Raw genomic sequence first — 16308 nt, forward strand, 5'->3', positions numbered from 1 at the left:
AACAACACAACACTCCCGAGGAACGCCCATGAGTATGTCATCCATACCTTCGCATTCCCCATCCGGCAAGCTCTATGGTTGGGTTGAAAGGATCGGTAATAAAGTGCCCCATCCTTTCCTGCTATTTATCTATTTGATTGTGATTTTGATGGTCGCTACCGCCATATTGTCGGCCTTTGACGTCAGCGCCCGTAATCCGGCTGACGGCAGCATGGTGGCGGTAAAGAATCTGCTCAGCGTTGAAGGTCTGCACTGGTTTTTACCGAACGTGGTTAAAAACTTCAGCGGCTTCGCGCCGTTGGGGGCCATCCTGGCGCTGGTGCTGGGAGCGGGTCTGGCTGAACGTTCCGGCCTGCTGCCTGCGCTGATGGTCAAGATGGCCTCCCACGTCAGCGCGCGTTACGCCAGCTATATGGTGCTGTTTATCGCTTTCTTCAGCCATATCTCATCGGATGCCGCGCTGGTGATCATGCCCCCGATGGGAGCGCTGATCTTCCTTGCGGTGGGAAGGCACCCGGTGGCGGGTCTGCTGGCGGCCATCGCCGGGGTCGGCTGTGGCTTTACCGCCAATCTGCTGATCGTCACCACCGACGTGTTGCTTTCCGGTATCAGCACCGAAGCGGCAAAATCCATCGATGCTGCGATGCACGTCAGCGTGATCGACAACTGGTACTTTATGGCCAGCTCGGTGATTGTGCTGACCCTTGTCGGGGGGCTGATCACCGATAAGATCGTGGAGCCGCGTCTGGGCAAGTGGCAGGGCAACAGCGATGAAAAGCTGGATGCATTAACGCCAGAGCAGCGCCGGGGGCTGCGGGTGGCTGGGGTGGTGTCGCTGCTCTTTATCGCCGCCATTGCGCTGATGGTGGTGCCGGAGAGCGGTATCCTGCGCGATCCGGTGAAACATACCGTTCTGCCTTCGCCGTTTATCAAAGGCATCGTGCCGCTGATTATCCTCTTCTTCTTTGTCGTCTCGCTGGCCTACGGTATCGCTACCGGGAAAGTGCGTCGTCAGGGCGATCTGCCGCAGCTGATGATCGAGCCGATGAAGGAGATGGCCGGGTTTATCGTGATGGTGTTCCCGCTGGCGCAGTTTGTCGCCATGTTTAACTGGAGCAACATGGGCAAATTTATGGCGGTGGGGCTGACCGATATTCTGGAGAGTGCCGGGCTGAGCGGCGTGCCGGCGTTTGTGGGCCTGGCGCTGCTGTCGTCCCTGCTCTGCATGTTTATCGCCAGCGGCTCGGCCATCTGGTCGATCCTGGCCCCTATTTTCGTGCCGATGTTCATGCTGCTGGGTTTCCATCCGGCGTTTGCGCAGATCCTCTTTCGCGTGGCGGATTCATCGGTCATCCCGCTGGCGCCGGTCTCCCCCTTTGTGCCGCTGTTTTTAGGCTTCCTGCAGCGCTACAAGCCCGAGGCGAAACTGGGTACCTACTATTCGCTGGTGCTGCCGTATCCGCTTATCTTTTTAGGGGTATGGTTGCTGATGCTGGTGGCGTGGTATCTTGTCGGCCTGCCTATCGGGCCAGGGGTCTACCCGCGACTGAACTAAGGAATGTGCCAGATGCTGAGATTACTCGAAGACAAAATTGCTACGCCCCTTGGGCCGCTGTGGGTCATTGCCGATGAGCAATTCAACCTGCGCGCCGTTGAGTGGGAGGAGCACAGCAACCGGATGGTGGAGCTGCTGAATATCCACTACCGGGCGCAGGGCTACGAGCGCATCAGCACCAGCAATCCGGGCGGGCTGAGCGAAAAGCTCACCGCCTGGTTCGAGGGCGATCTCAGCATTATCGATACCCTGCCAACCGCCACCGCGGGTACCCCTTTTCAGCGTGAGGTGTGGCAGGCGTTGCGTTCCATTCCCTGCGGCCAGGTGATGCACTACGGGCAGCTGGCAGCACAGCTTGGCCGCCCGGGTGCGGCGCGTGCCGTCGGGGCAGCTAACGGCTCCAATCCGGTCAGTATTGTGGTGCCCTGCCATCGCGTTATCGGACGTAACGGCACCCTCACCGGGTATGCTGGCGGGGTGCAGCGCAAAGAGTGGTTACTGCGTCATGAAGGCTATTTACTGCTGTAGTTCCAGGCTTTTAGTGCTTAATATTCCTTAAGTTAATTGAAATATCCGCAACCAAGTTGTGGAATTTCAAGAAGATGCTGACACATTCACGCTTCTTGACCTTATTGATGGTTTAGCAGGCTTACGCAGGGTCAAAAAAGATGTTAAAATTGACCAATATCAATTAAGGCTTGAGCATACCTATGATCCCGGAAAAGCGAATTATTCGACGCATTCAGTCTGGCGGTTGTGCTATCCATTGTCAGGACTGCAGCATCAGCCAGCTCTGTATCCCGTTTACCCTGAATGAGCACGAGCTTGATCAGCTTGATAATATTATCGAGCGTAAAAAGCCGATTCAGAAAGGGCAGACGCTGTTTAAAGCGGGAGACGAACTGAAGTCGCTGTACGCTATCCGCTCTGGCACTATTAAAAGCTATACCATCACCGAACAGGGCGACGAGCAAATCACCGGCTTCCACCTGGCGGGCGACCTGGTCGGCTTTGACGCCATCGGCACCGGTAACCACCCGAGCTTCGCCCAGGCGCTGGAAACCTCAATGGTTTGCGAAATCCCGTTTGAAACGCTGGACGATCTGTCAGGCAAAATGCCTAACCTGCGCCAGCAGATGATGCGTCTGATGAGCGGTGAGATCAAAGGGGATCAGGATATGATTCTGCTGCTTTCCAAAAAGAATGCAGAAGAACGCCTGGCCGCGTTTATTTACAACCTCTCCCGTCGTTTCGCCGAGCGCGGCTTCTCTCCTCGTGAGTTCCGTCTGACCATGACCCGTGGCGATATCGGTAACTACCTGGGCCTGACCGTTGAGACCATCAGCCGTCTGCTGGGGCGTTTCCAGAAAAGCGGCATGCTGGCGGTAAAAGGGAAATACATCACCATTGAGAATGGTGAAGCGCTGGCAGTGCTGGCGGGCCACTCGCGTAACGTCGCATAAATTCATCTGACTTCTGTTTGCCAGATCGGTAATTTTACTGATTTATTGATCTGGCAAAACTTCCCCTCTGTTTCATTTCAGATATATAGGTTACTCTTTTACTTACAGACTGTGGTGACAGTAGTAAGGAGACCTGTATGGCAAAGTATCAAAACATGCTGGTGGCCATCGATCCTAATCAGGACGATCAACCGGCGTTACGACGAGCTGTCTATTTACATCAACGGATTGGTGGCAGAATCAAAGCGTTTCTGCCGATATATGACTTTTCTTACGAAATGACCACCCTTCTGTCGCCTGACGAACGCACCGCCATGCGTCAGGGCGTGATCAGCCAGCGTACGGCCTGGATCCGCGAACAGGCAAAATTCTATCTTGATGCCGGTGTACCCATTGAGATTAAGGTGGTGTGGCATAACCGTCCGTTTGAAGCCATCATCCAGGAAGTGGTGAGCGGCGAACACGATCTGCTCCTGAAAATGGCCCATCAGCACGACAAGCTCGAGGCGGTGATTTTCACGCCGACCGACTGGCACCTGCTGCGCAAATGCCCGTGCCCGGTGTGGATGGTTAAAGACCAGCCGTGGCCGGAAGGCGGCAAAGCGGTGGTGGCGGTCAATCTCGCCAGCGAAGAGAACTACCACAACGCCCTCAACGAGAAGCTGATCAAAGAGACGCTCTATCTCGCCGAGAAGGTCAACCATACCGAAGTCCACCTTGTGGGCGCCTACCCGGTTACGCCCATCAACATCGCCATCGAACTCCCGGAATTTGACCCGACCGTTTATAACGACGCCATCCGCGGCCAGCATCTGCTGGCGATGAAATCCCTGCGGCAAAAATTTGGTATCGATGAAAAACTGACCCATGTCGAAAAAGGGCTGCCTGAAGAGGTGATCCCCGATCTGTCCGAGCATCTGCAGGCCGGTATCGTGGTGTTAGGCACTATTGGCCGCACCGGTATTTCAGCCGCCTTCCTCGGCAACACCGCCGAACAGGTGATCGACCATCTGCGCTGTGATCTGCTGGTCATCAAGCCCGATCAGTATCAAACCCCGGTTGAGCTCGACGACGACGAAGACGACTAAACATAAAAAAGCCCGCCAATTGGCGGGCTTTTTTTCTAGCTCTCGGTGACAGGCTGTGTCGAAGGCTGTGCCCTCTCGCCCTCTTTCATCCACGGTGCATGCAGCACCATGCTTGGCAGAGCCAGTTTTACCCCTTCATCATTCAGGCTCTCCAGGATACGGATATTGATCTCCTGCTGGATATCCATGTATTTGTTGTAATCTGCGGTGTTCACGATATGCACCACCTCAAAGGTGAGACGGTCTTTGTCAAAACCGAGCAGATGGGCACGGTCGAAACGCGTTTCGCCGATATCGGTGATGATTTTTTTCACGTTATCGCCAATGATGCGCAGCTTCTCAGGCGGCGTGTCGCTGGCGACGCCGAAGGTAAAGACGATTCGGCGCGTCTGCATACGCTTATAGTTGTGCAGCGTTTGCTGAAGCAGGATCGCATTACCGCAGACAATCTGCTCCCCGCTCAGGCTGCGAATACGCGTCGTTTTAAGACCGATATGCTCCACCGTCCCGGCCACGTCGTTAAACACCACGAAATCGCCAATTTCGAAGGGTTTATCGAACCCAATTGAGAGCGAAGCGAAGACGTCGCTCAGGATGGTTTGCACCGCCAGGGCAATGGCGATACCCCCGACCCCCAGGCTTGCTACCAGCGCCGTGATGTTGACGCCGGCGTTGGCAAGAATAGAGAGCAGCATCACTGACCAGACAATCGCCCGCAGGATCAGGCCGGTGATCACCAGAGTCACCGGGTTTTTATGGTTTCCCGGCGCCAGCATAACGTGTCGCAGCCAGGAGACCACCCCCTGATCCATCCACAGCGCCACCTGAATCGCCAGCACGAGGAACCAGGCGTGGCTGAGGGTGCCGGAGAGGCGGTCAGGAAGTTCCACGAAGCGCAGGCTGATAAGAAAAGCGACCACAAAGAGCATGACCCGGCTGGTTCTGTTCAGCATCTCGGTGAGGATCAGCTGCATCCGGCGTGTGGTGGGATGTTTATCGCCCCAGTTGGTGATCCCCTTGTGTACAAAGGTGATGATGCGCTTTAACAGCCAGTAAACCAGAAGCGTCACCACCACCACGGTACCGAAGCCAATCCAAAACGTGGGGGTCATCATGAGCGCCAGAAAATCGAAGTGGGACAAAAACCGCATTATCTCTCCTCCCTTCACACAAAGTTAAAAGTATAGACAGATGGAATACGTTGGCGGCAGAAATAAGAAAACCGCCCTGTTGGGCGGTTTATTCACTGTGGATAAGAGAGGCTTAGAGCGCTTTTAAGATCGCATCCACGCTGGCTTTGGCATCGCCAAACAGCATGTGGGTGTTCTCTTTAAAGAACAGCGGGTTCTGTACACCAGCGTAACCGGTGTTCATGGAGCGCTTGAAGACGATAACATTCTGCGCCTTCCACACTTCCAGAACCGGCATACCGGCGATCGGGCTCTTCGGATCGTCCTGTGCCGCCGGATTGACGGTATCGTTGGCGCCGATAACCAGCACGGTATCGGTGTCGGAGAAGTCGTCGTTGATCTCATCCATCTCCAGCACGATATCGTAAGGCACTTTCGCCTCTGCCAGCAGCACGTTCATGTGGCCCGGCAGACGCCCGGCAACCGGGTGAATACCGAAGCGCACCTTAATGCCGCGAGCACGCAGACGTTCGGTGATTTCCGCAACCGGATACTGCGCCTGCGCCACCGCCATGCCGTAGCCTGGGGTGATGATGACCGTATGCGAGTTTTTCAGCATGTCGGCAGTCTCTTCGGCGCTGATTTCACGATGCTCACCCACCTCTTCGTCACCGCCGGAGGTCTGTCCGTCGGTACCAAAGCCCCCGGCGATCACGCTGATAAACGAGCGGTTCATCGCCTTACACATGATGTAGGAGAGGATCGCACCGCTTGAACCCACCAGCGCACCGGTGACGATCAGCAGGTCGTTGCTCAGCATAAAGCCCGCCGCCGCCGCCGCCCAACCGGAGTAGGAGTTCAGCATGGAAACCACCACCGGCATATCGGCCCCCCCGATAGAGGCCACCAGGTGCCAGCCAAATGCCAGCGCGATGATGGTCATCACCAGCAGCGCCAGTACCTGCAAGCCCACGCTGTCGGTGCGCACGAAGACCACCATCAGCAGAAACGACACCACCAGCGCGGCGAGGTTCAGCTTATGACGGTTTGGCAGCATCAGCGGTTTAGAGGAGATCTTGCCGCGCAGCTTACCGAAGGCCACGATAGAACCGGTAAAGGTTACCGCCCCGATGAAGATGCCAAGGAACACTTCAGTCAGGTGGATATTAACCAGAATCGGCTCCATACCCGGTTCGTGATAGAGGTAGCTGTTAAAGCCAACCAGCACCGCGGCCAGACCGACGAAACTGTGCAGGATCGCCACCAGTTCCGGCATCTCGGTCATTTCAACGCGTTTGGCAAGACGAATACCAATCGCACCACCGATGATCATCGCCACCAGGATCCACGCGACGTTGCCGGTGTCCGGTCCGAAAATCGTGGCAATCAGCGCAATCGCCATCCCGGCGATACCAAAGTTATTGCCCTGCTGCGACGTTTCATGTTTTGAAAGCCCCGCGAGGCTGAAAATAAACAGGACCGCGGCAACAATGTATGCAGCGGTAACTAATCCTCCAGACATAGGTTACCCCTTATCCCTTACGAAACATTTTCAGCATGCGCTGAGTCACGGTGAAACCACCGAAAATATTGATACTGGCGATCAGTACCGCGATAAAGCTCAGGAAACTGACCCAGCCGCCGTGACCAATCTGCAATAATGCTCCGACCACGATGATCCCGGAGATGGCGTTGGTAACCGACATCAGCGGCGTATGCAGCGCATGGGAAACGTTCCACACCACGTAGTAACCTACCACGCAGGAGAGCGCAAAGACGGTGAAATGGCCGAGGAACTCTTTCGGCGCAACGTCTGCCAGCCAGCCAAAGAGGATAATGGCCAGCGCCATCAAGGCGTACTTACGCCACGGCGAAGCAGGTTTTTCAGGCTCTTTCGGGGCTGGAGCAGCCTTGGCGGCGGCCTGCGGCTGCGCGGAAACCTGAATCGGCGGTGCCGGCCAGGTGATCTCACCCTCGCGGACCACGGTGACGCCACGCACGACGACGTCCTCGAAATCAACGGTGATCGTGCCGTCTTTCTCTTTGCAGAGCAGCTTCAGCAGGTTCACCAGGTTGGTGCCGTAGAGCTGGGAGGACTGGGTTGGCAGACGGCCCGGCAGATCGGTATAGCCGATCACCTTCACGCCGTTAGCGGTGGTGGTGACCACACCCGGAACGGTGTATTCGCAGTTGCCGCCGTTTTGCGCGGCCAGATCGACGATCACGCTACCGGCCTTCATGGAGTCGACCATTTCGCGGGTGATCAGTTTCGGTGCCGGTTTGCCCGGAATGAGCGCAGTGGTGACAATGATGTCCACCTCTTTCGCCTGGGCAGCGAACAGCGCCATCTCGGCTTTAATAAAGGCTTCGGACATCACTTTGGCGTAGCCGTCGCCGCTGCCCGCCTCTTCTTTGAAGTCCAGTTCCAGGAACTCGGCGCCCATACTCTGCACCTGTTCTTTTACTTCCGGACGGGTATCAAAAGCACGAACGATTGCGCCGAGGCTGTTCGCCGCACCAATGGCGGCCAGACCGGCAACGCCTGCGCCAATCACCATAACTTTCGCGGGTGGGACTTTACCCGCAGCGGTGATCTGGCCGGTAAAGAAGCGACCAAACTCATGCGCCGCCTCGACGATGGCGCGGTAGCCGGCGATGTTCGCCATTGAGCTCAGGGCATCCAGCGACTGCGCACGCGAGATACGCGGCACAGAGTCCATCGCCATGACGGTGACGCCGCGCGCCGCCAGCTTCTCCATCAGCTCCGGATTCTGGGCTGGCCAGACGAAGCTCACCAGCGTGGTGCCCGGATTGAGCAGCGCAATTTCATCCTCTTCTGGTGCATTGACCTTCAGAATGACGTCCGAATGCCAGACGTTTGCGCCGTCTACAATCTCTGCGCCCGCCTGAACAAACGCCTCGTCATCGAAACTTGCCAGCTTGCCTGCGCCGCTTTCAACCGCGACGGTAAAACCCAGTTTCAGCAGCTGTTCCACCGTTTTTGGTGTCGCTGCTACACGGGTTTCATTGGCAAACCGTTCTCTTGGTACCCCAATACGCATAGTAATCCCTTCCATCGGTTTTTGATGATGGTTTGTCGAATATTCATCACGGATATATAACGACGGTAACAGGCGTTAACCTGCTACTCACGCATATCCGCAGAAAATAAAACAGTAACAAACTTTCTATAACCTACTGAAAATACCGCCTGTGATCCACAGCAAGAAAACACTTTTTATGTCTTTAACTGTCAAAAATAAGTGATCTGCATCTCTGACAGGCATATCTGCCTTTATTTCTTCGTCAGGGCCGATGTTTAGCTCAGTCGAAGCGGTAAAAACACGATATAGCGCCAGCCAGAAACAACTTATTAACATTAAATCAACTTGTGAAAGTTATATGCTTTATTAGTTTTAGTGGTCAAACGGGTATTTTTTCAACATATCTCTAAAGGTTATGGAAATTGATCGTCACCTTGCCGGGTACCGCAAAAAATGGCGCAGACAGCAGAGGGTGTTAAATGCAATAATCGTCAACGTTTTCAAATTAACAACTACACCAGTACCTGGTTTGCGTAAGGCGAAGGATTATTTTTATGAAGCTTAAGAACACTCTCCTGGCGTCCGCACTCCTTGCTGCGACCGCTCTGTCTGCCAATGCCGCGACAGAGTTAACGCCGGAGCAAGCGGCTGCAACGAAACCTTACGATCACGTTACGATCGTAGGTCGTTTTAACGCAATTGGCGATGCAGTTAATGCCGCCTCCAAACGTGCCGATAAAGAGGGCGCCGCCGCATTCTACGTCGTGGATAACTCCGAATACGGCAGCAGCGGCAACCAGCGCGTCACCGTTGCGCTCTATAAAGCCGATGCCCCGAAAGCGGAAGAGGTGAAAAACCGTGTCATTAACGGTGTGATGGAACTGCCTAAAGATCAGGCCGTTCTGCTTGAGCCGTATGATACCGTCACCATTCAGGGCTTCTACCGCAGCCAGCCGGAAGTGAACGACGCCATCACCAAAGCCGCTAAAGCGAAAGGGGCTGACGCCTACTACATCGTTCGCCAGATCGATGCTAACCAGGGCGGTAACCAGCGCATCACTGCTTACATCTATAAAAAAGACGCGAAAAAACGTGTCCTGCAGAGTCCGGATGCTATCCCGGCTGACTCTGATGCCGGTCGCGCAGCCATTGCCAAAGGCGGCGAAGAAGCGAAGAAAGTTGAAATCCCGGGCGTGGCAACCAGCGCTGCACCAGGCGCCAGCGTTGCTGGTGTGGGTCGTTTCTTTGAAACCCAAACCACCAAAGGCGGTCGTTACAGCGTTACTCTCAACGACGGCACCAAAATTGAAGAGCTGAACAACGCCACTGCCGCGCAGATGATTCCGTTCGACAGCATCAAATTCACCGGTAACTACGGCAACATGACCGAAATTTCTTACCAGGTGGCGAAGCGTGCGGCGAAGAAAGGGGCCAAGTATTACCACATCACCCGCCAGTGGCAGGAGCGCGGTAATAACATGACCATCAGCGCTGACCTGTACAAATAAGTAACCTGTTTCACTCAGGCGGCGTTATGCCGCCTTTTTTTTCGCTTTACCGCCACAATTCGGCCCTTCCTCATTGCATGCGTTCGTAACACTCCGTAAAATCCCGCGCCTTAGCGTTATTCACCATTTTTATGCGCTTCGACGAAATAATTATTCTGGAACCGACCCCTTTTTAAACAGGATGCCAATGGAAAAGAAACTTGGCCTGAGCGCTTTGACTGCGCTTGTTTTAAGCTCCATGCTCGGTGCGGGTGTATTCAGTCTGCCGCAGAATATGGCGGCCGTCGCCAGCCCGTCTGCGCTGCTTATCGGCTGGGGGATCACCGGCATCGGGATCCTGCTGCTGGCCTTCGCCATGCTGCTGCTGACGCGCATTCGTCCCGACCTCGACGGCGGTATTTTTACCTACGCCCGTGAAGGCTTTGGTGAGCTGGTGGGTTTCTGTTCCGCCTGGGGCTACTGGCTGTGCGCGGTGATCGCTAACGTCTCTTATCTGGTGATCGTCTTCTCTGCGCTGAGTTTCTTTACCGACTCCCCTGAACTGCGCCTGTTTGGCGATGGCAATACCTGGCAATCCATTGTCGGCTCCTCGGTGCTGCTGTGGATCGTGCATTTCCTGGTACTGCGCGGCGTCCAGACCGCGGCCAGCATCAACCTGGTCGCAACGCTTGCGAAGCTGGTGCCGCTGGGGCTCTTTATCGTGCTGGCGTTTATTGCGTTTCGTCTCGATCTCTTCAGCATGGACTTTTCCGGCGTGGCGCTGGGTGTCCCGGTCTGGGAGCAGGTGAAAAACACCATGCTGATCACCCTGTGGGTCTTTATCGGGGTGGAAGGCGCGGTGGTTGTCTCGGCCAGGGCGCGCAATAAGCACGATGTTGGCCGCGCCACGCTGCTGGCCGTACTGGCCGCATTAGGGGTCTATCTACTGGTCACCCTGCTCTCACTGGGCGTGGTGGCGCGTCCGGAGCTGGCGGAGATGCGTAACCCCTCGATGGCGGGCCTGATGGTGAAAATGATGGGTTCCTGGGGCGAGGTAGTGATTGCCGCCGGTCTGATCGTCTCCGTATGCGGCGCCTATCTGAGCTGGACCATTATGGCGGCAGAAGTGCCGTTCCTGGCCGCAACCCATAAAGCCTTCCCGCGTCTGTTTGCGCAGCAGAACAAAAACAATGCGCCGTCCGCGTCGCTATGGTTGACCAACATCAGCGTGCAGATCTGTCTGGTGCTGATCTGGCTCACAGGTTCAGACTATAACACGTTGTTAACCATCGCCTCCGAGATGATTCTGGTACCCTATTTCCTGGTGGGCGCATATTTGTTAAAAATAGCTACCCGACCGATGCATACCGTCGTGGGGATGGGCGCCTGTATTTACGGCTTATGGCTGCTGTATGCCTCCGGACCGATGCATCTGCTGCTCTCCGTCGTGCTCTATGCGCCGGGACTGCTGGTGTTTATTTATGCCCGTCGCACGCATCAGCTCCAGCACGCGCTGAAGCGCCGTGAAATCGTGCTGATTGGCTTATTACTGGTTGCCGCATTACCGGCAACGTGGATGTTGATGGGATAAGCAACCGCGTCCCATCGTCGAACGGATAAGGAGAAAACGATGGGACAGGCAAAACCGCTCCCGATCCTGATTACTGGCGGAGGTCGTCGTATCGGCCTCGCGCTTGCCCACCATTTCTTGAATCTTCACCAGCCTGTCATTGTCAGCTATCGCACAAAATACCCGGCGATTGAGACCCTGTGCGAGGCGGGTGCAACCTGTATTCAGGCAGATTTTTCCTCTGACGAGGGCATTCTGGCCTTTGCCGACCAGGTAAAAGCGGAAACCACCGGGTTACGCGCCATTATCCATAATGCCAGCGCATGGATGGCGGAATCCCCGGAGCACTCGCTCAGCGACACGCTCTCCTGCATGTTGCAGATCCACGTCCATGCCCCTTACCTGCTCAACCACGCTCTACAAGGGCTGTTGCGCGGCCACGGCCATGCCGCCAGCGACATCATCCACTTTACCGACTACGTGGTTGAGCGCGGCAGCGATAAACACATTGCTTACGCCGCCAGCAAAGCCGCGCTGGATAACATGACCCGCTCGTTTGCCCGCAAGCTGGCCCCGGAGGTGAAAGTCAACGCCATCGCCCCGTCGCTGATCATGTTTAATGAACATGACGATGCCGACTATCGTCAGAAGGCGCTGAATAAGTCCCTGATGAAAATCGCCCCGGGGGAAAAAGAGGTGATTGATTTAATCGACTATATTCTGACCAGCTGCTACGTCACGGGCCGATCCTTTGGCGTGGATGGCGGGCGTCCTTTACGTTAGTGAAAGCGGCTCCAGCAGAAAATTAACACCCAGGCGCTGAGGCTCCAGCAGAGTACCGCCCCGCCCAGCGCCAGGGGCAAACGCATCATGCCGGTGAAGTACCAGAGCGAAAGCAGATAGAGAAAATAGGGAATAATCGACCACATGCCAAACACGATGGTCGCCCGCAGCGCCTCGATCCCGCGCTCCGAGGCGACGATATAGTGGGCAATGAGGGCAAAGGTGGGAAACAGCGGAATCAACCCGGCAATGTAATAATTTTTGCTTTTCGCCAGTACCCCAATCAGTAACACCACCAGCGCACCCAACGCCGCTTTTATTACCAGCCCCATCCATCTCCCCTTAACAAGACAATAACAATGTCGGGCAGCATAACGGAACGGCAACATTTTGCGAATGATTAATGGAAGGTTAAGGTTGCGCGGTGTATGTTGGCGTTTTCCGCAGACACAGCCTTGCTATGAATAAGATCGTATACGTTGAGGATGAACCCGAAGTCGGTCAGTTGATCGCCGCTTATCTGGGTAAACATGATATTGAGGTCATCGTCGAACCACGCGGCGACCGCGCAGAAGAGGTGGTGGCGCGGGAAAAACCCGATCTGGTGCTGCTGGATATTATGCTACCGGGTAAAGATGGCATGACCCTGTGCCGGGATCTGCGCGCCCGCTGGAACGGGCCGATTGTGCTGCTTACTTCCCTCGACAGCGACATGAACCACATATTGTCCCTGGAGATGGGGGCAAACGACTACATCCTCAAAACCACCCCTCCGGCTGTACTCCTGGCACGCGTGCGCCTGCATCTGCGCCAGCACGTTGCTGCATCCAGCGACACCCCGGCCCCGCAGCTCACCCCGCACAAGGCGCTGCGTTTTGGCACACTCTCCATCGATCCGGTCAATCGCCAGGTGCTGCTTTCCGGCGAGCAGGTGGCGCTGTCGACGGCCGATTTCGACCTGCTGTGGGAGCTGGCAACCCATGCCGGGCAGATTATGGATCGGGACGCGCTGTTGAAAAACCTGCGCGGCGTCAGCTACGATGGCCTGGACCGCAGCGTGGACGTGGCCATCTCCCGCCTGCGCAAGAAGCTGCTGGATAACGCTACCGAACCGTTCCGCATTAAAACCGTGCGTAACAAAGGCTACCTTTTCGCGCCCCACGCCTGGGACGTATAACAGGGGCGACAGCCGCCCATTTTTACCCCTGATGATTAACCTTTTGCGCCCGCCCGCATAATATGTATTATGTTATAACATAACACTTATGAGGGTGAGAACGTGTTTAATCAAAACAGGGCGCTGGCTTTTGTCCTAACTTTATTCGTGCAGCCGGTAGTCGCCGCCACGGTTTATCCGCTGACGGTAGAGAACTGCGGCATTAAGGAGACCTTTACTCAGGCCCCGCAGCGGGTAGTGACGGTGGGGCAACACGAGACGGAATTGCTCCTGGCGCTGGGGCTCGAAAAGAAGATCGGCGCAACGTCAGTCTGGTTTGGCCCTCTGCCCGATGCGCTGGCAAAACAGGGTAACGGGCTGAAAAAGCTGGCGGATAACGCCCCCTCCTTTGAAGCGGTCACCGCGGAGCGTCCTGATCTGGTGCTGGCCCAGTATCACTGGCATATCGGGCCGCAGGGGGAAACGGGCACCCGGGAACAGTTCGCCACACTGGGGATCCCGACCTGGATCTCCCCTGCCGACTGCATCGGCAAAAGCGTCACCGACAGCTCGAACGGTGACGGGGCGCGGAGCACACCGTTTTCCATCGCCGAAATCGAACGCGAAATCGATGAACTGGCGACCATTTTCGACGTCCAGCCGCAGGGTAAAGCGCTTAACGAGGCGCTGAAACAGCGTATTCAGCAGGCGCAGGCCCGTGCTGCCGCGCAACAGACTCGTCCCCTGAAAGTGGTGTTCTGGTTCTCCAGCAGCCGTCTGAAAGGCGATCCCTGGGTGGCTGGCGATTACGGCGCGCCGGGGTGGATAAGCCACACGCTTGGGCTGAAAAACATCATTGATTCCCATGACGAATGGCCTGCCGTGACCTGGGAGCATATCGCCCAGGCACAGCCTGACGTGATCGTCATCGCTGAGATGTCCCGCCGTCTCTACCCTGCGGATGATGTGGCGGTTAAAAAGGGCTTTTTAAACGACGATCCGGTGACCCGAAACATCCCCGCCGTGAAAAAGGGGCAGATCGTGGTGGTGCCCGCAATGTCACTTAACCCCTCCCTGCGTAATGTCGATGCCGTTGAGGCGATCGGCGAAAAACTGGCAACGTTCCAGGCTGAACAATGAGTATCATGATTCTCCGCGCCCCCTTTAGCCTGCCGCGCTGGCGGCAGCATAGCCTGATGGCCGTCGGGATAGTGACGCTGCCGTTGATGCTGGTTTTCGCTGCCACCGTCGGGGATATGCCGGTGTCGTATGCGAACGCAGGTAAAGCCATTCTCAACGGTCTGGGTCTGGGTAGCTATGTGCTGCCCCAGGTTGAGGAGGGCATTGTCTGGCAGTACCGCATGAGCCGGGCCCTGATGGCCGCCTGCAGCGGAGGGGGTCTGGCGCTTTGCGGCCTGGTAATGCAGGCCATCCTGCGAAACCCGCTGGCGGAGCCCTATCTGCTGGGGATCTCCTCCGGTGCGTCGCTGGGGGCCGTCTGTGTGATGTTGCTGGGTATTGGCGGCAGCTCGCTGGGCATCAGCGGCGGCGCCTTTATCGGCGCCTGCTGCGCGTTCGGGCTTATCATGCTCATCACCCACGGCATGACCGACAGCCCGCCACGAATATTGCTGGCGGGCATCGCCGGGACGCAGCTCTTTAACGCCCTGACCGCCTACATTGTCAGTACCTCCGCCAATGCCGAGCAGTCGCGCAGCGTGATGTTCTGGCTGCTGGGCAGCCTGAGCGGGGTTCGCTGGCCGGATGCTATCCTGGCTCTGGTGGTCGTGCTGGCCGGATTTAGGGTGATCTTCGCCTTTTCACGAGCGCTGGATACCTTCACCTTTGGCGATGAAGTCTCCACTACCCTCGGCGTGCCGGTCACCCTGGTGCGCATTATCCTGCTGCTCACCTGCGCGCTGGTGACGGCGGTAATGGTCAGTATCATTGGCGCGGTGGGGTTTGTCGGGCTGGTGATCCCGCACGTTACCCGGATGCTGTGCGGCCCCGGGCATCGCCGCTCAATTCCCCTGACCTTCCTGATCGGGAGTCATTTCATGATCCTCGCCGATGTGGTTTCCCGCACGCTTATCACCCATCAGGTCCTGCCCATTGGCGTGGTCACCGCGTTAGTCGGCGCGCCTGCCTTTGTGGTTCTGCTCTATCGCAGCCGGGAGAAAAACGTATGACCCTTTCATTAAGCGGATTGCAGGTCACCTTCCAGTCCCGCCAGGTGCTGAACAACATCAATCTGCACCTGGAGGCGGGTGAAATTGTCGGCCTGTTAGGCCCGAACGGCTCGGGAAAATCGACGCTGCTGCGCTGTCTGGCCGGGTTACTCCCTCGTCATGCGCACCATATTCAGTTGAACGGCACCCCGCTCAATAAAATCTCCGTGAGAGATCGGGCCAAACAGCTGGCCTTTGTTCCCCAGCATGCCGGAGTGGATGGCGATCTCTGCGTGGAGCAGATTGTCCGGCTGGGGCGCACGCCGCACCGCAGGGGGCTTTTTGGCTGGAGTGAAAAGGACGACCAGGCGGTTGAGCACGCTATCCGCCTGATGAAACTTGCCGGGCTGCGTCACCGGCTGTGGCGGCAGCTTTCCGGCGGAGAGAGACAGCGCTGCCAGATCGCCCGCGCCCTGGCCCAGCAGCCACGGCTGCTGATCCTCGATGAGCCGACCAACCATCTGGATATTGAGTATCAGCTGGAGCTGATGACGCTGATTACGCAGCTGCCTATTACGGTGGTGGTGGCCCTTCACGATTTGAATCTCGCCGCCAACTACTGCCACCGGCTGGTACTGCTGAAATCCGGCAGCGTGATAGCCAGCGGTCCGCCTGATGCGGTGCTGACCCCTGCTCTGATAGAAGACGCCTGGCATGTGCAAGCGGACGTCATGAAACAAGGCAAAACCTTCAACATTCGCTATGCCATGCGGCAGCCCATTGCGTAAAGTAGGCGATGCCCGCTCTTAGCGAGTCAATCTTACGTTCGGGCAGCCTCTTTAACGCGTTGTAGCTGGGTGATAT

15 protein-coding genes are annotated in these 16308 nt (G+C 56.4%); 11 read left to right on the forward strand and 4 right to left on the reverse strand.

Annotated elements, in window-relative coordinates:
- Positions 1 to 28: 28 nt before the first annotated feature.
- The 4 genes from abgT (at position 29) to uspE (ending at position 4106) form a co-directional block, all read left to right on the forward strand.
- On the forward strand, positions 29 to 1555 hold the full coding sequence (gene abgT / locus ACOKCT_RS11080; RefSeq protein WP_103179418.1) for a p-aminobenzoyl-glutamate transporter: 1527 nt from the start codon (positions 29 to 31) through the stop codon (positions 1553 to 1555).
- Positions 1556 to 1567: 12 nt separating this feature from the next.
- Positions 1568 to 2083 (forward strand): methylated-DNA--[protein]-cysteine S-methyltransferase, encoded by a 516-nt coding sequence (gene ogt / locus ACOKCT_RS11085; RefSeq protein ID WP_103179417.1) that lies wholly within the window; start codon positions 1568 to 1570, stop codon positions 2081 to 2083.
- Positions 2084 to 2265: 182 nt separating this feature from the next.
- Positions 2266 to 3018, forward strand: a complete 753-nt coding sequence (fnr, locus tag ACOKCT_RS11090) for a fumarate/nitrate reduction transcriptional regulator Fnr (protein ID WP_032617879.1) — start codon at positions 2266 to 2268, stop codon at positions 3016 to 3018.
- A gap of 137 nt (positions 3019 to 3155) precedes the next feature.
- Positions 3156 to 4106 (forward strand): universal stress protein UspE, encoded by a 951-nt coding sequence (gene uspE, locus ACOKCT_RS11095; protein WP_103179416.1) that lies wholly within the window; start codon positions 3156 to 3158, stop codon positions 4104 to 4106.
- A gap of 35 nt (positions 4107 to 4141) precedes the next feature.
- On the opposite strand, the gene ACOKCT_RS11100 is transcribed toward uspE, so the two are convergent.
- The 3 genes from ACOKCT_RS11100 to pntA all read right to left on the reverse strand — a co-directional run bounded on the left by ACOKCT_RS11100 (position 4142) and on the right by pntA (position 8298).
- A complete protein-coding gene (locus ACOKCT_RS11100) occupies positions 4142 to 5257 on the reverse strand; it encodes a mechanosensitive ion channel family protein (RefSeq protein ID WP_103179415.1) in 1116 nt (371 codons plus the stop codon).
- Between the two features lie 112 nt (positions 5258 to 5369).
- A complete protein-coding gene (pntB, locus tag ACOKCT_RS11105; protein WP_103179414.1) occupies positions 5370 to 6758 on the reverse strand; it encodes a Re/Si-specific NAD(P)(+) transhydrogenase subunit beta in 1389 nt (462 codons plus the stop codon).
- A gap of 10 nt (positions 6759 to 6768) precedes the next feature.
- Positions 6769 to 8298 (reverse strand): Re/Si-specific NAD(P)(+) transhydrogenase subunit alpha, encoded by a 1530-nt coding sequence (gene pntA / locus ACOKCT_RS11110; protein ID WP_103179413.1) that lies wholly within the window; start codon positions 8296 to 8298, stop codon positions 6769 to 6771.
- A gap of 536 nt (positions 8299 to 8834) precedes the next feature.
- Here pntA and ydgH point away from each other — a divergent pair.
- From ydgH to folM, 3 genes are all read left to right on the forward strand, one after another.
- Positions 8835 to 9788: a DUF1471 family protein YdgH gene (ydgH, locus tag ACOKCT_RS11115; RefSeq protein ID WP_103179411.1), complete on the forward strand. Its 954-nt coding sequence runs from the start codon at positions 8835 to 8837 to the stop codon at positions 9786 to 9788.
- A 187-nt stretch (positions 9789 to 9975) separates the two neighbouring features.
- Positions 9976 to 11358 (forward strand): amino acid permease, encoded by a 1383-nt coding sequence (locus ACOKCT_RS11120; RefSeq protein ID WP_103179410.1) that lies wholly within the window; start codon positions 9976 to 9978, stop codon positions 11356 to 11358.
- A gap of 39 nt (positions 11359 to 11397) precedes the next feature.
- Positions 11398 to 12120, forward strand: a complete 723-nt coding sequence (gene folM / locus ACOKCT_RS11125) for a dihydromonapterin reductase (RefSeq protein WP_103179409.1) — start codon at positions 11398 to 11400, stop codon at positions 12118 to 12120.
- Here folM and ACOKCT_RS11130 read toward each other — a convergent pair.
- Entirely contained in the window at positions 12117 to 12452 is a 336-nt protein-coding gene (locus ACOKCT_RS11130) for a GlpM family protein (RefSeq protein ID WP_103179408.1), read from the reverse strand. The genes folM and ACOKCT_RS11130 overlap by 4 nt on opposite strands.
- Before the next feature lie 128 nt (positions 12453 to 12580).
- Here ACOKCT_RS11130 and rstA point away from each other — a divergent pair, with 128 nt between their 5' ends.
- The 4 genes from rstA (at position 12581) to ACOKCT_RS11150 (ending at position 16232) form a co-directional block, all read left to right on the forward strand.
- Positions 12581 to 13297: a two-component system response regulator RstA gene (gene rstA / locus ACOKCT_RS11135; RefSeq protein ID WP_103179407.1), complete on the forward strand. Its 717-nt coding sequence runs from the start codon at positions 12581 to 12583 to the stop codon at positions 13295 to 13297.
- A 102-nt stretch (positions 13298 to 13399) separates the two neighbouring features.
- The gene (locus tag ACOKCT_RS11140; protein WP_420193487.1) at positions 13400 to 14416 is read left to right on the forward strand and encodes an ABC transporter substrate-binding protein; all 1017 of its coding nucleotides are present in this window, start codon (positions 13400 to 13402) and stop codon (positions 14414 to 14416) included.
- Between the two features lie 5 nt (positions 14417 to 14421).
- The gene (locus tag ACOKCT_RS11145; RefSeq protein WP_420193517.1) at positions 14422 to 15465 is read left to right on the forward strand and encodes a FecCD family ABC transporter permease; all 1044 of its coding nucleotides are present in this window, start codon (positions 14422 to 14424) and stop codon (positions 15463 to 15465) included.
- Positions 15462 to 16232 carry an ABC transporter ATP-binding protein gene (locus ACOKCT_RS11150; RefSeq protein ID WP_159339016.1) on the forward strand — a complete coding sequence of 257 codons (771 nt, stop codon included), beginning with the start codon at positions 15462 to 15464 and terminating at the stop codon, positions 16230 to 16232. Before ACOKCT_RS11145 ends, ACOKCT_RS11150 begins: the two co-directional genes overlap by 4 nt.
- Positions 16233 to 16308 lie beyond the last annotated feature (76 nt).

Source organism: Leclercia sp. M-A074-M (genome assembly GCF_965195605.1).
GTDB lineage: Bacteria > Pseudomonadota > Gammaproteobacteria > Enterobacterales > Enterobacteriaceae > Enterobacter.